The sequence below is a fragment of the Pelomonas lactea genome (assembly GCF_043555885.1).
Taxonomy (GTDB): domain Bacteria; phylum Pseudomonadota; class Gammaproteobacteria; order Burkholderiales; family Burkholderiaceae_C; genus Pelomonas; species Pelomonas lactea.
Genome location: NZ_JBIGHX010000009.1, coordinates 213,386 through 231,564 on the forward strand (window position 1 = coordinate 213,386; position 18,179 = coordinate 231,564).

Sequence of the window (18,179 nt, forward strand, 5' to 3'; positions counted from 1 at the left end):
CGCCGCTCCCTGGTGAGAGCACCGAGGATAGGCCGATCCGGCCGGCCTGCCCACCGTGGCGGGCGCCGGCCCGCGCGCCGCTCAGCGCTGCTCCGCGACCCAGCCCGCCAGCGCATCCAGCACCGGCCGCCCCCTGGCAGCGGCCTCGGGGTGGTTCAGCAGCGCAACGAACACCCACGGCCTGCCAAGGGCATCCGGCACGAAGCCGGCCAGGCCCACCGCGTCGCGCAGCGTGCCGGTCTTGAGCCGCGCTCGGGCCATGGCCGGGCCGTCCTTGAGCCGGCGCGACATCGTGCCGTCCACGCCAGCGATGGGCAGCGTGCCCAGCAGCTCGGGCGCCTGTGCGCCGCGCTGGCCCGCGCGCAACACGTCGGCCAGCTGTGCGGGGCTGATGCGTTCGGTGCGCGACAGGCCCGAGCCGTTGTCCAGCACCAGCCCGCGGTCGTCGAGCTGGTGCGCGTTGAACCAGGCGCGCACGGCGCGGTCGGCAGCGGCCAGCGTCGGCTCGCCGGGCGACGCAGCCTGCGCGCCGAGCTGCAGGTAGACCAGCCGGCTCAGCGCGTTGTCGCTGCTCTTCATGACGCCACGCAGCACCTCGGCCAGCGGGCGGCCGCGGTGCGTGGCCAGCACGACGGCGCCGGCCGGCGCGGCCGCCTCCACGTCGCCCGGCCCGAGCGTGCCGCCCAGCTCGGCCCACAGCTGGCGCACGGCGCGCACGGTCAGCCACTGGCGATCCACCAGCTGCAGCGCGACGCGCTGCTGGCAGCCGGCGGGGAAGCCGCCCTGCAGCGCCAGCTGCCAGCCGTCGCCCGCGGGCTGCACGACGGCGGGCTGCCAGACCTCGTCCCAGTCCTTGCACAACCGCGGCGACGGCCGCATCGCGCTCGCGTCCAGGCCCAACCCGGGCAGCGCGGGCAGGCTGCGCGCGCGGGCGCCGTCGGGCGTGGCCTGCAGCTCCAGCGTCAGCAGGCTGCCGTTGAAGTGCAGCGCGTCGGGGATGACGTTGTAGGGGAACTCGGGCGCGTCGTCGAACGGCGGCAGGCCGACGTCCAGCCGCGCCGGGTGGAACAGCGTGCGGTCGATGACCAGGCCGCCGCGGATGTCACGCACGCCGCTCTCGCGCAGCTGGCGCAGCAGCCACCACAGCGCGGGCCAGTCGAGGTCAGGGTCGGCGCCGCCGCGCAGGATCAGCGGACCGGGGATGACGCCGTCGACCGGCGCCGTCGCGGCCAGCAGCTCGGTGCGGCCGCGGTGGTTGATGCCCAGGCGCTCCAGCGCGACGGTGGCCGTGACCAGCTTCATCGTCGAGCCGGGCGACATCGCGTCGTCGGCCCGGCGGCTGACGGCGGGCCGCGAGCCGTCCAGCGGCTGCAGCACATAGCCCAGGCTGTCGGCGGGCAGGCCGGCCTTGGCGAGCGCGGCCTGCACGGGGTCGGGCACGGGTGTCGTCGTCGCGCAGCCGGCCAGCAGCAGCGCGGCCGCACACAGCCAGGCCCGCGTCACAGCACCCCCAGCCGGCGTGCGACGACGCGGGCCAGCGCCACGTCTTCCAGGCCGATGCCCACGCTCTTGTAGACGGCGATGTCCCGCGGCCCGCGCAGGCGGGGGCTGGCCAGCAGCTCGCCCAGCTCCGTCCAGCGCGCGGGCGGGCAGTTGACGAGGTCGCCCGCCTCCAGCTCGGCGGCGGTGCGCCATTCGACGGCGATGAGTGCGGCGCGCGCCAGCAGCGTGTCGTCCAGCTCACGGGCCGTACGGGTGCTGGAGCCGACCGCCGCGACAAAGGCGCCGGGCTTGACGAGGCCGCCGTCGAACAGCGGCGTGGCCGAGCGCGTGGCGGTCACGATCACATCGGCTTCGGCGGCGGCCGTGGCGGCGTCGACCGACTCGCCGCCCAGCTCGGCCGCGAAGGCCTCGGCGCCCGAGCGCGCGCAGACCAGCACGCGCTCGAAGCCCCGCACCCGCACCAGCGCCTCGGCATGCGCGCGCGCCTGGATGCCGGCGCCGAAGACGGCCAGCGTCTTCGCGTCGGGCAACGCGAGCAGGTCGGTGGCGACGGCCGTGGCCGCGGCCGTGCGCAGCCGCGTGAACTCGTTGGCCTCCAGCGTCGCCAGCGCTGCGCCGGTGGCGGCCGAGAACAGGCTGACGAGGAAGTGGTAGCGGCCGTTACGCGACGAGTAGACCTTGGTGCCCAGCACGGCCGGCAGGTCGCCGTCGGCATCGAGGATGGCGCCCATCGCGCTGATCGCGAGCGCGTGGCCATCCTGCGTGGCCGTGGCGCGGTGGCGGGCCAGCACCTGGGCGCGGCCGCGGCCATGCTGCAGGAAGGCCTCGCGCAGCGCCAGGCGGGCGGTGTCGGCGTCCAGCACGGTGGCGACCTGCGCTTCGGTGATGAGTTGCATGGCGGGCAATCGACGAACAGGAAAAAGGCCCCGGGCGGGGCCTTGCGAGAGGGGCCGGGCCAGCTTACTCCATGGTCCAGCGCGCGGAGATGCCCACGGTGCGGCCGCGCGGGTCGGCCACGCGCGGGTCCCAGCCGGTGCCGGCGGCGCTGTCGACGTTGTGCCAGGTGAACGGCGGCTGGATGTCGCCGATGTTGATCAGCGAGCCGGTCAGCGTGAGGCCCTTGATGCCGGTGTAGCTGCCCACGAGGTTGAACGTGCTGTAGGACGACACGCGGCGCGTGTACGGCTGGGCTGTCGTGTAGTTGGCGCCGCCGGCGGCCGTGGGGCCGCGGTTCTGGTCTTCGTAGCCGTCGCGGTAGTTGCCGGACAGGGTCACGTTCCACAGGTCCGTGCGGTAGCCCAGGCTGAGGTTGAGCTTCAGCGGCACATACAGCGTGGTGTTGCTCCACTTGCCGACGTACTCGATGAACGGCGCGTTGTCGCGCGTCTGCTCCTTGTTGCTGAGCATGCGCGTGCCGGTCAGCGAGGCGGTCATGCGGCCCTGCAGCGCGTCGAACTGGTAGTTGGCACCGAAGTCCACGCCCTTGGTCTTGCTGCCGGCGGAGTTCACCCAGCCGGCCTGCAGGTACTGCACGACGTTGGTGGCCGGATCGCGAACGAAGTTGTCCTTGTAGACGTCGTAGTTCGAGATCATCTCGGTGGTGCTGAGCTGGCGGATGCGGTCCGATAGCGTGACCTGCCAGTAGTCGGCATAGGCCTGGAAGTTCGCATTCGGCGCGAACACGAGGCCGGCGCTGGCCTGGCGCGAGGTCTCGGGTTCCAGCGCCGGGTTGCCGCCGGCGCGGTAGGGCAGGCTCAGGCGTGCGCACTGCGTGGGGTCGGTGGGGTTGGCCTGATCGGCGCACAGCACCGGGTCACGGAACTGGCCCGTCAGCTGCGACTCGACGACGCCCTGGCGCACCTGCTGCGGCGTCGGCGCGCGGAAGCCCGTGCTGGCGGAAGCACGCACCAGCAGCGTGTCCAGCGGCTGGTACTTGAGGCCGATCTTGGGGTTGGTGGTGCCGCCGATGACCTGGTACTTGTCGTAGCGGGCCTGCAGCGTCACTTCCAGGTCCTTGATCGGGCGGGCCACCAACTCGCCGAACACGGCGCCGATCTTGCGCGACAGCGACGGCGACGACGTGTTGCCCGGGCAGCCGTAGGTCAGCGTCTTGTTGTCGTAGGTGGCCAGCGTCGTCGCGGTGATGCTGTCCACGCACATGAAGCCGGTGGCGCCCGAGAACTCGTAGGTCTCCTGCCGCGCGCTGGCGCCCAGCGCGAACTCCAGCGGGCCGGCCAGCCAGTTGCCCAACGGCCCGGAGATCGTCGCGTCGACCGTCTTGACGCTGGTCTTGCCGTCGTAGATCTTGCCGCGCATCTGCATGTCCTCGAAGGCCTGCTGCACGTCGGCCGTCTGCGTCTTGCCCGGCATGATGAACGGGTTGTACTTGCCGCTGGCCAGCAGATCGACGAGCTTCTTCGTGTTGGGGAAGCCGTTGATCAGCGTGGCCGAGCTCTTGGACTCGCCGTAGCCGGCGCCCACCGAGTAGTCCAGGCCCCAAATCGTGCCGTCGAGCGCCGTCTGCACGCGCAGGTTGTCGGTCTCGTTCTCGCGGATGCGCAGGCCCAGGTCGTTCAGGAAGTTGACGCGGTAGGCGATGGGCTTGGTGGGGTCGAACTGGGCGGCGTTCACGAGCGCGCGCATGTTCAGGTAGTAAGGGCTGGTGGTCTGCAGCAGCGTGTTGGACGTGGCCGTCACGCCGTTGACGGTGGCCGTCGTGTTGCCGGCGCTGATCTGGATGGGCGAGTACTCGCCGCGGTTCTTGACGGTGGAGGCCATGACCTCGACCGAGGCCTGGTGCGCGTCGTTGATCTTGAACGTGCCACGCATCAGCCCGTTCACCGACTCCTGCGGCGACTTCAGCATGTAGTTGCGGCCGTAGTCGCGCGCGCAGCGGTAGCGGGAGTTGGCCTGCGTGTAGCCGAACAGGTCCCAGATCTGGATGTTGGGCGCCAGCGGGATCTGGTTGGGAATGGCCTCGCACTGGCCCTGGATGGCCAGCAGGTTCAGGTTGGTGTAGCGCGTCGCATCGCCCGTACCCACCGTCGTGCCGGCGGACGTGAGCGCCGTGTTGGCCTGGTTGATGATGTTGGCGTGGATGGCGCTGGAGGTGTCGGGCGTCAGCAGCCGGTCGGGCTGGTAGCCGGTGGCCCAGGGGCGCTCGGTGCCGCGCAGGATGTGGTTGTTGTCGACCGTCAGCGTGGCCATCACGTTGAAGCGGTCGGTGGCCAGGTTGCCCCAGCCCACCGAGCCCGACAGCCGCGCCGTCTGACCGCCGCCCAAGGCCTCCGGCATGAAAAAGCTGCCGCTCAGCGACGCGCCCTGGTAGCTGGTCTTGGTGATGAAGTTGATGACGCCGGCGATGGCGTCGGTGCCGTAGATGGCCGAGGCGCCGTCCTTCAGCGTCTCGACGCGCTCGATGGCGTCCATCGGGATGGTGTTCAGGTCCACCGCGCCGCCGCTCATGCCGTGCGTGGACACGCGGCGGCCGTTCAGCAGCACCAGCGTGCCGGTGGGGCCCAGGCCGCGCAGGTTGGCGAAGTTGGCGCCGCCGAAGGTCTTCTCGCCGTCGCCGCCGAACACGGCGTTGTTGGTGACCTGGTTGATGCTGCCGGCGTTGGCGGTCAGGTTGTCGACGATCTGGTCCACGCTGGTCAGGCCGAGCTGGCGGATCTGCGTGGCGGTGATGACCTCGATGGGCATGGACTTCTCGTCCGCCAGGCGCTTGATGCTGGAGCCGGTGATGGTGACCTTCTGCAGTTGCTGCTTGGCCGGTGCATCGGCACCAGTTTGGGCCGACAAGGCACCACTGAGGCACAGCAGCGCGGCGGCGCAGGCAATTCGGGTGGGTTTCATCGTTGTTCCTGTGAAGAAATTCGCTGTCGTCATGATTGCCGTAGCGGGGCCACGGCCACCAGAGGGCCGTGCCCGGGTCGTGGCTTCCTGGCAATCACGGTTTGGGCGCGAGGCATAACCTGCGCGAATGGACGGGGCCGCCACGCCCCGTTCCGGCGTCAGCCGCCGGCCTTCAGCAGGGCATGCACGGCCGCGCCGAGCGCCGGCAGCCGCCATGTCGTCGCAGCCTGCGGATGGGGTGCGTAGCGCGAGCCCAGGCTGGTGGTCACGGCGATCAGGTAGTGCAGCCCGCCGTCGTGCACGATGCCGGCATCGCTGGCGTAATTCTGCGTGTTGCCGGTCTTGTGCGCGAAGTGTGTCGGGATGCCCGGCACCCAGCCGGGCAGCGCGCGCAGCGACTCGCTGGACAGGATCTCGTGGCGCTGCTGCGCATCCAGCGCGCGGCGCAGCACGGCGCGGCTGGCGGGGCTGACGAGCGGCGGCTGCGCGGGCGCATCGGCGTCCAGCCGCCACGTCAGCCGCAGCGCGTCCCAGGCCGTCATCTGGATCTGGCCCACGCCCGCTCCGGCGCCGTTGCCCCAGCCGCCGTCGGGCTGCGTGTTGGCGATCATCAGCCCCGGCAGGCCGTGGGCCGCGAACACGTCGTGCAGCTCGTTGTGCACCTCGCGGCCGCCCTCGCGACGGATGGCGCCGCGGTCATGCAGGTGCGCCACCAGCGCCGAGGTGGCCTCGTTGCTGCTGACGGTGATCATGTCGAACAACCAGTCCGCCACCGCGCGGGTGCTGCCGGCGCAAGGAAGCGCCGGGCCGCCCCAAGCTTCCTTGACCCCCTCGGGGGGCGGACAGGGCACAGCCCTGTCCTGGGGGCTCCGGTACGCCAGGGGCAGCGCCCAGTCGCTGCGGCCCTGGTCGACGAGGCGGGCCACGCCGACCGCCACCATCATCTTCAGCAGCGACGCCGGGTAGGGCGCGACAAAGCGCGGGCCCTGGCCGAACCACGGCGGGAACGCGATGCGCGACCAGTCCGCACCGGGCTGCCACGCGAAGGAGTCGCCGGCCGCGTTGCGCACATCGGCCTGGAAGGCGATGTTGTGGACGGCGCCGGAGTCGCCGTCAAAGCGTGCCACCAGCCCCTGCGGATGCTCGCGCGAGAACAGCACGTTGGCAGCCACCGGCGCGGCGCCGCCGAACACGGCGACGGCCAGGTCGATGCTGGGCATGACGCCCAGCGGCGCCCCGCCCTGCAGCGCATCGGCGGTCTGCTCGAAGCGCTGCGCCTGCACGGCGGCGCGCAGCGCCTGGGCGAGGTCCTCGGCGGTCACCGCGACAGGCCGTCCAGCGGCAGCGGGCTGGCGCGGCCCGACACCAGCTCGGCCACGATGTCCGCCGTCGCGAACGAGAACGTGAAGCCCAGCGCGCCATGGCCTACGTTGAGCCACAAGCCGGGCACGCCGCTGGCGCCCACGATGGGCGCGCCGCTGGGCGTGGCCGGGCGCAGGCCGGCCCAGGGCGTGGCGCGGTCGTAGTCGGCCGCGTGCGGGAAGGTGGCGCGCACCGAACGCTGCAGCGACGCGAGCCGGCGCGGGTCCAGCGTCAGGTCGTCGCCGACGAGGTCCACCATGGCCGCCACGCGCAGGTCGGTGCCGATGCGGGCGTAGAGGATCTTCTTCTCGAAGTCGGTCACGCTGACCTCCGGCGCACGGTGGCCCGGCCCGATGGGCGCCGTGAGGCTGTAGCCCTTCAGCGGGTACAGCGGCAGCGGCACGCCCACGGTGGCGGCCAGCGCGCGGCTGTGCAGGCCCGCGGCCAGCACGACGGCGTCGGCCGTCACATCGCCGGCCGTCGTGCGAACGCCGAATACGACGCCGGCCCGGTCGGTGAGAAAGCTGTCGACCCGCGCGCCCAGCCGGCCGCGGAAGTGTTCGTGCGCGGCCAGCCGCTCATGCAGCGCGCCGCAGAAGGCGTGGCAGTCGGCCACCGCCTCGCCGGGCGTGAAGATGCCGCCGGCCAGCGTGGCCTCGGTGTCAGCGAGCGCCGGCTCCAGCGCCACGCAGTCGTCGTGCGACAGCGCCTGCTCCACACCGCCGCTCGCGCGCGCCGCGACGCGGGCGAACTCGGCGGGCTGCCGGTAGACCACCAGCTTGCCCGGCGCGCGCAGCGCGATCACGTCGCCCAGCTGCGCCTCGTGGCACAGCCGCGCGAAGGCGGCCTGGCTGAAGGCGCCCAGCGCCAGCAGGCGCTCGGTCGCCAGCCGGTTGACCGGGCCGCGGCAGTTGCGCAGGAAGGCGACCAGCCACGACCACTGCGCCCGGTCGAACTCGGGCCTGAAGCGCAGCGGGCCGTCGGGGTCCAGCAGCCAGCGCAGCGCCTTCAGCGGCACGCCGGCATCGGCCAGCGGCGACACGTAGCGGTAGCTCAGCTGGCCGCCGTTGGCCCGGCTGGCGCCTTGGGCCACGCCTGTCTCCTGCTCGACCAGCGTGACCGCATGGCCGCGCTGCAGCAGCGCCCAGGCCGTCGTCAGGCCGACGACGCCGCCGCCGATCACCACGCAATGCTTCATCCTGACCCTGGGCTCTTGTACTGGCCGGCAGGGTAAGGACGCGGGGAAGCCGCTGCCAATGAAACCGGCAGCGGCGGCCATCACCGCGCGTTATGAGGTGCCCCCGCCCGGCCTCGCCCCGCTGAACGCAGGCGAGGCCAGTCGTCCCCCCGAGGGGGCGGCGATGCTCGCGGCATCAAGCCGCTCGCACACCGCCAGGGCGGGCCGGCTTGCGGAGTGGAGTCGGACACAAGCAGTCCCTGCGGACTGCTTGTGACTACGGAACGCCATGGGCCTCCGGTCCATGGCAGGCCCGGCGCTCGGCCCGAACCTCGGCAGATTTAGGCGAGCACGGCGGCAATGGCCTCGGCGGTGGCCTCGACGTTGCGGGTGTTCAGCCCCGCCACGCACATGCGGCCCGAGCGCAGGATGTAGACGCCGAACTCGGTCTTCAGCCGCTCGGCCTGGTCGGCGGTCAGGCCGGTGTAGCTGAACATGCCGCGCTGCGTCAGGAAGTAGTTGAAGTCGCGGTTGGGCAGCTTGGCGGCCAGCACGCGGTACAGCTCCTGGCGCATGGACTGGATGCGGCCGCGCATCTCGGCCACCTCGGCCTCCCACATCGCGCGCAGCTTGGGGTCGGTCAGCACCTTGGCGACGATCTGACCGCCATGCATGGGCGGGTTGGAGTAGTTGCGGCGAATCATGAACTTCAGCTGGCCCAGCACGCGGGCGGCCTGGTCGGCGTCGGGGCAGACGACGCTGAGCGCACCGCAGCGCTCGCCGTACAGGCTCATGCTCTTGGAGAAGCTGTTGGCGATCAGGAAGCTCAGGCCCTCGTCCGCCAGCAGGCGCACGGCGAAGGCGTCTTCCTCGATGCCGTCGCCGTAGCCCTGGTAGGCCAGGTCCAGGAAGGGCAGCAGCTGGCGCTCGCGGATGACGGGCACCAGCGCGCGCCACTGGTCGGCCGTCAGGTCCACACCGGTGGGGTTGTGGCAGCAGGCATGCATCAGCACGACGCTGCGCTGCGGCAGCGTCTGGAAGAACGCCAGCAGCTCGTCGAAGCGCAGGCCGCCGGTGGCGGGGTCGTAGTAGGGGTAGGTCTCGCAGACGTGGCCCGAGCCCTCGAAGACGGCGCGGTGGTTGTCCCAGGTCGGGTCGGACAGGTAGACCTTGCTGTCGGGGAAGTAGCGCTTGAGCAGGTCGGCCCCCACCTTCAGGCCGCCGCTGGAGCCCACGCCCTGGATGGTGGCGATGCGGCCGGCGGCGATGGCCGGGTGGTCGGCGCCGAACAGCAGGCCCTGCACGGCGCTGCGGAAGTTGGCCGCGCCTTCCATCGGCAGGTAGGGGCGTGCACCGGCGGACTCGACGACGGCCAGCTCGGCGGCGCGCACCGACGGCAGCATGGGAATGCGGCCGTCGTTGTCGAAGTAGATGCCGATGGACAGGTTGATCTTGCCGGCGCGGGGGTCCTTCTGGAACGCCTCGTTCAGGCTCAGGATGGGGTCGCCGGCATAGGCGTCAACGTGCTGGAACATGGGGTGTCTCCTTGTGGAGGCGGGATTATCCGAGCAGGCCCTGAACGTGGCTGTCGGGCGTGGCCGGCAGCCGCATTCAGAGCCAAGAAACCCAGCGCCCGTGCGGGTGGCTCCAGGCCAGCGGGCGCTCGGCGGCGCGGCCGGCCTCGGCATGCCGCAGCGTCCACAGCGTCAGCGACGACGGCGCCTCGCCCGCCGGCAGCACCGGCATCGGCGGCGGCGCGGCCCGCGCGCTCAGGGCCGGCAGGTCACCGCAGATCCAGGCCAGCCCGTGGCTCAACGCCAGCCGGTCGACGGTGGCGCGCAGCCGCGCGAGGTCGTCCGCGTTCAGGTAGTACAGCACCCAGCTCGTCAGCAGCACCGGCTGCACACCCGCCGGCAGGCCCCGCAGCCACGGCTCGATGGCAGCGATGCAGTCCTCGGCCTGCGTCAGCGTCACGGGCAGGTCGGCCAGTTGCGCGGCTGCGCCGGCCAGCCGCTCGCGGCGGCGCGCATCGTGCGGCCACAGGCAGGCCTGCAGCCAGCGCAGGCGGGCCGGGTCGGTGACATCCACGGGCGCCGGGTCCAGCCCGTGGCGCAGCGCAAGGCGCCAGCCGGCCTCGGCCGGCGGCGGCGCCGCGCCCAGCCAGCGTGACTCGACCGCCACCGACGCACCGCCGCGTTCATGCCAGGCGCCGTCGTCCGTGCGCCAGCGCAGCCGGTAGCGGTCCACGCCGAGGTTGAGCCCTGCGCTGCAGCCGAAGTCCAGCAGCGCGAGATGTCGCGCCCCGGCCGCCTGCGCCGCCGCCCCCAGTGCCGGCCAGATCACCGCGCAGCGGCCGATCTCGTTGGTCTGCGTCGCCCCGTGGCGCAGGTGTTGCACCAGCGCGGGCCATTCCCGGTCGAGGCAGGCTCGCAGCGCGGCGGCCAGGCCCGCATCGGGCTGGCGCCCGCCGCCGGCGCTGGGGTAGTAGGCCGCCAGCTCGGGCGCGGCGCCGGCCAGCACGCGCTCGTGCAGCGCCGCCAGCAGCAGGTTGGCCTTGCGCTGCTCGGGCGGCGCCTCGGCCAGCAGCGCCAGCGCGCGGTCGTCGTCCGCGGCCACGGCGCACAGCGCGATGTAGAGCGGTTCCTGGCTGCATTCCTCGGCGCCGAAACGGCGCAGCAGCGTCTGAAGAGCGTGACCATCCATGCGGCCAGCATAGGCAGGCAGGCACCGGGCTTGTGTCGGCCAGCCGACAATGCGGCATGCCCGACGACGACGCGCTGTGGCGGGTTTTTGCCGCCAACTTCCCAGGCCTGACGCTGCCTGCCGACCTGGCCGCGCAGTTGCCGGCGCTGGTGCCGCGCCGGCGCCTGGGTGACGGGCGCAGCCTGTTCGTGCAAGGCCAGCGCCCCGCCGCGTTCTACGCGGTGGCCGCCGGCGAGATCGAGACGCGCTTCACCGGCACCGACGGCGGCGTGTCGGTCATCGAGAACGTCGCACCGCCGCGGCTGTTCGGGCTCGCGGCGTTCGCGGCAGGGCAGCCGGCAGAGTACGAGGCCGTCGCCCGTGGCCCCACCGAGGTGCTGGTGTTCGGCCGCGTGCCGTACACGCGGCTGATGGACGAGGCGCCCGGCTTCGCCCGCGCGCTGCTGGCCGAGTTTGCGCGGCGCTACGACGGCACGCTGCGGCTGCTGCAGGCGGCTCGCCACCAGAGCGCGGCCGAGCGCTTCGCGCTGGCGCTGGCCCAGCTGGCGCGGGAACGCGGCCGGCCGGAACACGACGGCTGGGTCAGCGTGGCCGCCACGCAGACCGAGCTGGCCCAGCTGGCCCATGTGTCGCGGCAGACGGCCAACGAGCTGCTGGCGGCCGCCGAGGCCGCAGGCCGCGTGCAGCGCGGGCGGGGCCGCTGGCGGTGGCGGAACACGGCATGAGCCGGCGTTGCCATCGGGCCGACCGGGGCGCGGGCCGCATCGCCGCGGCAACGCCGGCGGGCGCAGCCGCGGTCGTTCAAAGCGGGTGACCGTCGGGGTCCGGCGCGCCCCCCGGGGCCCGGAGGTCAGCACGCATGCAGGCCGCAGCCCAGCCGTCGTCGCCGCCTCGCACGACGCGCAAGCTCCGATTGACAGCGCTTTCATGGCCTGCTCCTGCAGGCCTGGCAACGCCTGGCGCACGTTCAGCAGCGTCAAAACGGGAATGCAACGAGAAATGACAACGCTGTACACGCGCCAACCGCGGGGGCTCTACTCGCGCCCAGGCAGCCCGGAACGCTGCCGCCAACACCTCGAGGAGACACCCCATGCACACCTTTGCTACCCAGGCCCGCCGGGCCGTCGCCACGCTGTTGGGCGGCCTGCTGCTGGCCCAGGCCGACGCCGCGCTGGCCGACGTGAGCCCGCTGTCGGTCAGCGGCAACAAGATCCTGGCCGGCGGCCAGCCCGCCAGCTTCGCCGGCAACAGCCTGTTCTGGAGCAACACCGGCTGGGGCGGCGAGAAGTACTACAACGCCGGCGCCGTGGCCTGGCTGAAGAACGACTGGAAGTCCCGCATCGTTCGCGTGGCCATGGGCGTGGACGAAGGCGGCGGCTACCTGCAGGACCCGGCCGGCAACAAGGCGCGCGTCAAGGCCGTGGTGGACGCCGCCATCGCCAACGACCTGTACGTCATCATCGACTGGCACAGCCACCACGCCGAGGACTACCGCACCCAGGCCGTCGCCTTCTTCGAGGAGATGGCCCGCACCTACGGCCGCAGCAACCACGTCATCTACGAGGTCTACAACGAGCCGCTGGGCGTGTCCTGGAGCGGCACGATCAAGCCCTATGCGCAGGCCGTCATCAACGCCATCCGCGCCATCGACCCCGACAACCTCATCATCGTCGGCACGCCCAACTGGTCGCAGGACGTGGACGTCGCCTCGCGCGACCCCATCCGCGGCACCAACATCGCCTACACGCTGCACTTCTACGCCGGCACGCACGGCCAGGGCCTGCGCGACAAGGCCCAGACGGCGCTGAACAACGGCATCCCGCTGTTCGTCACCGAATGGGGCTCGGTCGGCGCCAGCGGCGATGGCGCCGTGGCGGAGGGCGAGACCGCGGCCTGGATGGATTTCCTGAAGACCCGCGGCATCAGCCATGCCAACTGGGCGCTGAACGACAAGTCCGAGGGCGCCTCGGCCCTGGTGCCCGGTGCCTCGGCCCAGGGCGGCTGGAGCGCTGGGCAGCTGACCCGCTCGGGCACGCTGGCCAAACAGATCATCAGCGGCTGGGGCGGCGCCCCCACGCCGGGCTGCAGCCGCGCCACGCTGCCCGCCCGCGTGCAGGCCGAGGCCTACTGCAACATGGCCGGCATCCAGGTCGAGGCCACCACCGACGTCGACGGCGGCAGCAACGTCGGCTACATCGATGCCGGCGACTGGATGACCTACGACATCAACGTGCCCACGGCCGGCAGCCATGTCGTGAAGTACCGCGTGGCCAGCGCACCGGGTGGCGGCGTCATCCAGCTGGAGCGGGCCGGGGGCGGCACCGTGTTCGGGACCGTGAACGTGCCCGCCACCGGCGGCTGGCAGAACTGGACGACGGTGCAGCACACCGTCAACCTGCCCGCCGGCGCCCAGACCGTGGCCATCGTGGCCAAGACAGGCGGCTTCAACGTGAACTGGCTCGACCTGAGCCCCGCCGGCAGCCCCACGCCCGGTGGCGTCACCATCCAGGCCGAGAGCTTCGATGCGCAGTCCGGCGTGCAGACCGAAGCCACCACCGACACGGGCGGCGGCCTCAACGTCGGCTACCTGGACGCCGGCGACTGGCTGTCCTACCCCGCCATCAACCTGACCGCAGGCGGCACCTACCTGATCGAGTACCGCGTGGCCAGCCTGAACGGCGGCGGCAACCTGCAGCTGGAAGAAGCCGGCGGCAGCGTCGTGTACGGCGCGCTGAACGTGCCCTCGACCGGCGGCTGGCAGAACTGGACGACCATCTCCCACACCGTCACGCTGCCCGCCGGCAACCGCAAGTTCGGCATCGCGGTGCGCAACGGCGGCTGGAACTTGAACTGGTTGCGGGTGACCAAGACGCCCTGACGGGCCCGCGTACAGGCGAAAGCGGTGGGGGCTGGCGCGGGCACGCCCGCCAGAAAGGCCCTCCCGCTGTCAGGCCTTCAGCGCCGCCTCGATGTCGCCACGCAGCTTCTCCGGCGCATCGTTCGGCGCATAGCGCTTGATGACCTGCCCGTCGCGCCCGACCAGGAACTTCGTGAAGTTCCACTTGATGGCCTCGGTGCCCAGGAAGCCGGGCTTCTCGCTCTTCAGGAACTTCCACAGCGGATGGGCGTCGCTGCCGTTGACCTTGATCTTGGCCATCATCGGAAAGCTGACGCCGTAATTGAGCTCACAGAAGCTCGCGATCTGGTCGTTGCTGCCGGGGTCCTGGCCGCCGAACTCGTTGCTCGGGAAACCGATGATGACCAGGCCCTTCGGGCCGTAGTCCTGCCACAGCTGCTCCAGGCCCTTGAACTGCGGCGTGAAGCCGCACTCGCTGGCCGTGTTGACGATGAGCAGCACCTTGCCGCGCTGGGAGGCCAGCGCCGCGGGCTCGCCGCGGATGGAGGTGGCCTGGAAGTCGAAGACGCTTTCAGTCATGGAGCCTCCCTAGAAGAAACGCGCATGCTACCGCCGGGCGGGCGTGAGGGTTTGTAGCATGGCGCCCGCCGCGCGGCAGGCCTTCCAATCGCGCGAACTTCGGAGCCGCCCTCTGGGTTGGCCCGGCCCACAACTAGCCCCCCGGAACCCGCGCATGTTCATGGATCACCTGGCTTGCTTCACCCCCGCCGATCTGGCCGGCAGCACCCCGCCCGACCTGAGCGCGTTCCGCTGGAGGCTGCTGGCTCAGGGCGATTCCTGGTTCTCGAACTCGCGCGACAAGCTCAACGCCCACGCCAACCTGCTGCAGGAGCTGGTGTTCAAGGGTCAGACCGCGGCCGTGAACTGCGCCGGCACCGGCAACGCGCTCTCGCACATGGTGGACCTGGAATCCAGCGCCGACTTCGTGCGGCTGCTCAGCGGCCCCGACGCTCCCGCGTGGGACGGCGTGCTGCTGTCAGTCGGCGGCAACGACCTGATCGCCGCCGCGCGCACGCCGGCCCATGATGCGGCCGGCAACCCCATCCCGCTGGAGCTGCGCCTCATGCGCCGCCAGACCGAGTGGGGCCCGCCGTCGGCCGGCGTGGCGCGCTACTTCTCCGAGCCCGGCTGGGCCACCTATGCCGAGTACCTGCGCGCCAACGTCAAACACCTGCTGAGCCTGCGCGACCAGGGCCCGTCGGCGGGCAAGCCGGTCTTCATGCACTGCTATGCCGTGCCCATGCCGCGCCCGGCCGGCGCCGAGAGCAACGACGACCTCGGCGCCGCCAGCGGCCCCTGGCTGTATCCGGCCATGAAGGCCTACGGCGTACCCGCGGCCGACTGGGCGGCGGTGAGCCGGTTGATGGTCTTCCACCTCGCGCAACTCCTCAAGGGCATGGCGGCGGACAGCGAAGGCTTCCCCGGCCTGTTCGTGTTCGACTCCACCACGGTGCCGCTGGCGCTGGCCGCGCCCGGCTCGACGGGCATCAGCGGCGACTGGCACAACGAGATCCACCTCAACCACAGCGGCTGCTTCAAGATCGCCCGCGCGTGGAGCGAGCACATCGAGATGGTGTTGGAGGGCAAGCACCTGGTGCCGGTGCCCACGGGCCGCAAGGGCCGCGTGAAATAAACCCGCTCCCGGCGCGCTGCGCCGGCCTAACGGTCAACCGGCTTGAGGTCGTCGGAGCGCGCCAGGTCCAGCAGGTGCTCGACCTCTTCCTTGTGCTCGACGAGGTTGCGCTGGTGCCAGCGGCGGATCCACCACATCGTGCCGGCCACGACGATGCCGAAGATGGTGATGGCGCCGAAGGCCGACAGCCCGAAGCGCGTCATGGCCGTGTAGAACGCGCCCAGGCCCAGGATGCAGGCCTGCTCGTTGAAGTTCTGCACCGCGATGCTGCGGCCGGCGCCCATCAGGTTGTGGCCGCGGTGCTGCAGCAGCGCGTTCATCGGCACCACCAGATAGCCGCCGATGCCGCCCAGCAGGATCAGGAACGGCGCCGCCACCCAGACGTTGCCGATCAGGTTCATGAAGATGACCAGCAGGCCCATCGCGATGCCCAGCGGGATGACGGTGGTGGCGCGGTCCAGCCGACAGTACAGCGACGCGACGACGGCGCCCACGGCCGTGCCGATGGCGACGACACCCACCAGCGACGACGCCTGCTGCGTGCCATAGCCCAGCGCCGCGGCGGCCCAGGCCAGCACGATGTAGCGCAGGTTGCCGCTGACACCCCAGAACAGCGTCGTCGTGGCCAGCGAGATCTGGCCCAGCTTGTCCTGCCACAGGCGGCTGTTGCAGCTGGAGAAGTCGCGCACCAGGCCCACGAGGCTGTGGGCAACCGGTTGCAGCGGCGCGTCGGTGCGCGGGATGCGCAGGTTGAACAGCGCAGCCAGCACGTACAGCCCCACGAGGCTGGCGATGGCCGCCTCGGGGCCGGTGTCGATGCCGGTGTCGATCAGCGGCAGGTCAAAGCCCAGCAGCATGCCGGAGATGCGGTCGCCGATCAGCTGCCCGCCCAGCAGCACGCCCAGGATGATGGACGCGATGGTCAGGCCCTCGATCCAGCCGTTGGCCTTGACCAGCTGCGACGGCGGCAGCAGCTCGGTCAGGATGCCGTACTTGGCGGGCGAATAGGCCGCCGCGCCCAGGCCCACGATGGCGTAGGCCATCAACGGATGCGTGCCGAACAGCATCATCAGGCAGCCCACCACCTTGATGCTGTTCGAATAGAACATCACCTTGCCCTTGGGCACCGCGTCGGCGAACGCACCGACGAAGGGCGCCAGCACCACGTAGAACAGCGCAAACATGGGCACCAGCGCGGCGCGCTGCCACTCGGCGGCGCCGGACGAGCGCAGCAGTTCGACCGCGGCGACGAAGAGCGCGTTATCAGCCAGCGAGCTGAAGAACTGCGCCGACATGATGGTGTAGAAGCCGCGTTTCATTGACCGGAGTTCGATCCTGACAAGGGAGTCGTGAGCTGCAGAGGCCGACGAAGAACGGGCGGCGCGGGTTTATAGCACGCAGCCTGCGGCCCATTCCCGCACCATTCTCGCGCGCAGAATGGCGGCTCCCATGATGCCCCCGCCCTGCTGCGAGCCGACCTGCCCCACGAAGGCACCCCGGTGGCGCAGGGCGCCGAACGCGCACTGATATGCCCCGCCCCATCGAAGCCCTCGTCCACACCGACGCCCTTGCCCACAACCTGGCCCGCGCCCGCGCGCAGGCGCCCAACGCCCGGGTCTGGGCGGTCGTGAAGGCCAACGCCTACGGCCACGGCATCGAACGCGCCTTCGACGGCCTGCGCGCCGCCGACGGCTTCGCGCTGCTGGACCTGGAGGAAGCCCAGCGCCTGCGCGCGCTGGACTGGCGCGGCCCCATCCTGCTGCTGGAAGGCGTGTTCGAGCCGCGCGACCTGGAGCTGTGCTCGCGCCTGAAGCTGTGGCATGCGGTGCACTGCGAGCAGCAGATCGACTGGCTGGCGATGCACAAGACGCACGAGCCGCACCGCGTGTTCCTCAAGCTGAACTCGGGCATGAACCGGCTGGGCTTCACGCCGGCCGCGTTCCGTGCCGCCTACGCGCGGCTGGACGCGCTGCCGCAGGTCGACGAGATCGGGCTGATGACGCATTTCTCCGACGCCGACAGCTTGCGGCAAGGTCGCGACGGCATCGCCCACCAGCTGGCCGCGTTCGGCGCCGCCACGGAGGGCCTCGCCGGCGAGCGCACCATCGCCAACAGCGCCGCCACGCTGCGCCATGCCGGCCGCACGGCCAGCGACTGGGTGCGCGCCGGCATCATGAGCTACGGCGGCGTGCCCGACTTTCCCGAGCACGACGCCGCCCACTGGGACCTGCGGCCGGCGATGACGCTGCGCTCCCGGGTCATCGGCGTCCAGCAGCTGCAAGCCGGCGACACGGTGGGCTACGGCAGCGCCTTCACGGCGGAGCAGCCGATGCGCATCGGCATCGTGGCCTGCGGCTATGCCGACGGCTACCCGCGCCACGCGCCCACCGGCACGCCCATCCTCGTGGACGGCCACCGCACGCGCACGCTGGGCCGCGTGTCCATGGACATGCTGGCCGTGGACCTGACGGCGCTGCCCGCCAGCGGCTGGGGCAGCGAGGTGACGCTGTGGGGCGAGGGCCCGCGCCAGTCGCGCCTGCCCATTGACGAGGTCGCGCAGGCCGCGGGCACCATCGGCTACGAGCTGATGTGCGCCGTGGCCCCGCGTGTGCCTATCCGCAGTGCCTGATCTCGCCTGGACACCGCGGCCGGACGAGCTGCAGTTCGACGCCATCCGCGCCAGCGGCCCGGGCGGGCAGAACGTCAACAAGGTCAGCAACGCCGTCCACCTGCGCTTCGACATCCGCGCGTCCAGCCTGCCCGAGGCGGTGAAGGCGCGGCTGCTGGGCTGGGCCGACCAGCGCATCACGGCGGATGGCATCGTCGTCATCAAGGCGCAGGACTCGCGCAGCCTGGAACGCAACCGCGCCGACGCCGTGGCCCGGCTGATCGAGCTGGTCCAGGCCGCCGCGCACGTGCCCAAGGCGCGGCGCGCCACCCGGCCCACCTACGGTTCGCAGCAGCGCCGGCTGGAGGGCAAGTCCAAGCGCAGCAGCGTGAAGGCTGGTCGCGGCCGGGTGCTGGACTGA

14 protein-coding genes are annotated in these 18,179 nt (G+C 71.6%); 5 read left to right on the forward strand and 9 right to left on the reverse strand.

What is annotated here, in order from left to right; genetic code table 11:
* Positions 1-81: 81 nt before the first annotated feature.
* The 7 genes from dacB to ACG04Q_RS22085 all read right to left on the reverse strand — a co-directional run bounded on the left by dacB (position 82) and on the right by ACG04Q_RS22085 (position 10,600).
* Positions 82-1,503: a D-alanyl-D-alanine carboxypeptidase/D-alanyl-D-alanine endopeptidase gene (gene dacB / locus ACG04Q_RS22055; RefSeq protein WP_394513630.1), complete on the reverse strand. Its 1,422-nt coding sequence runs from the start codon at positions 1,501-1,503 to the stop codon at positions 82-84.
* Positions 1,500-2,399 carry an ornithine cyclodeaminase family protein gene (locus ACG04Q_RS22060; protein WP_394513631.1) on the reverse strand — a complete coding sequence of 300 codons (900 nt, stop codon included), beginning with the start codon at positions 2,397-2,399 and terminating at the stop codon, positions 1,500-1,502. Before ACG04Q_RS22060 ends, dacB begins: the two co-directional genes overlap by 4 nt.
* A gap of 64 nt (positions 2,400-2,463) precedes the next feature.
* On the reverse strand, positions 2,464-5,358 hold the full coding sequence (locus ACG04Q_RS22065) for a TonB-dependent receptor domain-containing protein (RefSeq protein ID WP_394513633.1): 2,895 nt from the start codon (positions 5,356-5,358) through the stop codon (positions 2,464-2,466).
* Positions 5,359-5,516: 158 nt separating this feature from the next.
* On the reverse strand, positions 5,517-6,680 hold the full coding sequence (locus ACG04Q_RS22070) for a serine hydrolase (RefSeq protein WP_394513635.1): 1,164 nt from the start codon (positions 6,678-6,680) through the stop codon (positions 5,517-5,519).
* Complete coding sequence (locus ACG04Q_RS22075) at positions 6,677-7,918, reverse strand: D-amino acid dehydrogenase (protein WP_394513636.1); 1,242 nt, start codon at positions 7,916-7,918, stop codon at positions 6,677-6,679. The genes ACG04Q_RS22070 and ACG04Q_RS22075 overlap by 4 nt, the downstream gene beginning before the upstream one ends.
* 320 nt (positions 7,919-8,238) lie before the next feature.
* Positions 8,239-9,432 carry an amino acid aminotransferase gene (locus ACG04Q_RS22080; RefSeq protein WP_394513638.1) on the reverse strand — a complete coding sequence of 398 codons (1,194 nt, stop codon included), beginning with the start codon at positions 9,430-9,432 and terminating at the stop codon, positions 8,239-8,241.
* Between the two features lie 76 nt (positions 9,433-9,508).
* Positions 9,509-10,600 carry a DUF2332 domain-containing protein gene (locus ACG04Q_RS22085; protein ID WP_394513639.1) on the reverse strand — a complete coding sequence of 364 codons (1,092 nt, stop codon included), beginning with the start codon at positions 10,598-10,600 and terminating at the stop codon, positions 9,509-9,511.
* Positions 10,601-10,656: 56 nt separating this feature from the next.
* Between ACG04Q_RS22085 and ACG04Q_RS22090 the strand changes: the two genes are divergently transcribed.
* Both ACG04Q_RS22090 and ACG04Q_RS22095 read left to right on the forward strand, forming a co-directional pair.
* Positions 10,657-11,325, forward strand: coding sequence for a Crp/Fnr family transcriptional regulator (locus ACG04Q_RS22090; protein ID WP_394513640.1), 669 nt, complete (start codon positions 10,657-10,659; stop codon positions 11,323-11,325).
* A 365-nt stretch (positions 11,326-11,690) separates the two neighbouring features.
* Positions 11,691-13,478: a carbohydrate-binding protein gene (locus ACG04Q_RS22095; RefSeq protein ID WP_394513641.1), complete on the forward strand. Its 1,788-nt coding sequence runs from the start codon at positions 11,691-11,693 to the stop codon at positions 13,476-13,478.
* A gap of 69 nt (positions 13,479-13,547) precedes the next feature.
* On the opposite strand, the gene ACG04Q_RS22100 is transcribed toward ACG04Q_RS22095, so the two are convergent.
* On the reverse strand, positions 13,548-14,036 hold the full coding sequence (locus tag ACG04Q_RS22100; RefSeq protein ID WP_394513643.1) for a glutathione peroxidase: 489 nt from the start codon (positions 14,034-14,036) through the stop codon (positions 13,548-13,550).
* 154 nt (positions 14,037-14,190) lie between these two features.
* Here ACG04Q_RS22100 and ACG04Q_RS22105 point away from each other — a divergent pair, with 154 nt between their 5' ends.
* Positions 14,191-15,150 (forward strand): hypothetical protein, encoded by a 960-nt coding sequence (locus ACG04Q_RS22105; RefSeq protein WP_394513644.1) that lies wholly within the window; start codon positions 14,191-14,193, stop codon positions 15,148-15,150.
* A 26-nt stretch (positions 15,151-15,176) separates the two neighbouring features.
* Here the strand turns inward: ACG04Q_RS22105 and lplT are convergent, their stop codons facing one another.
* Positions 15,177-16,469 (reverse strand): lysophospholipid transporter LplT, encoded by a 1,293-nt coding sequence (gene lplT / locus ACG04Q_RS22110; protein WP_394513646.1) that lies wholly within the window; start codon positions 16,467-16,469, stop codon positions 15,177-15,179.
* Between the two features lie 209 nt (positions 16,470-16,678).
* Here lplT and alr point away from each other — a divergent pair, with 209 nt between their 5' ends.
* Together alr and arfB are read left to right on the forward strand one after the other, a co-directional pair.
* Complete coding sequence (gene alr / locus ACG04Q_RS22115; RefSeq protein WP_394513647.1) at positions 16,679-17,779, forward strand: alanine racemase; 1,101 nt, start codon at positions 16,679-16,681, stop codon at positions 17,777-17,779.
* Complete coding sequence (gene arfB, locus ACG04Q_RS22120; RefSeq protein WP_394513648.1) at positions 17,772-18,179, forward strand: alternative ribosome rescue aminoacyl-tRNA hydrolase ArfB; 408 nt, start codon at positions 17,772-17,774, stop codon at positions 18,177-18,179. Before alr ends, arfB begins: the two co-directional genes overlap by 8 nt.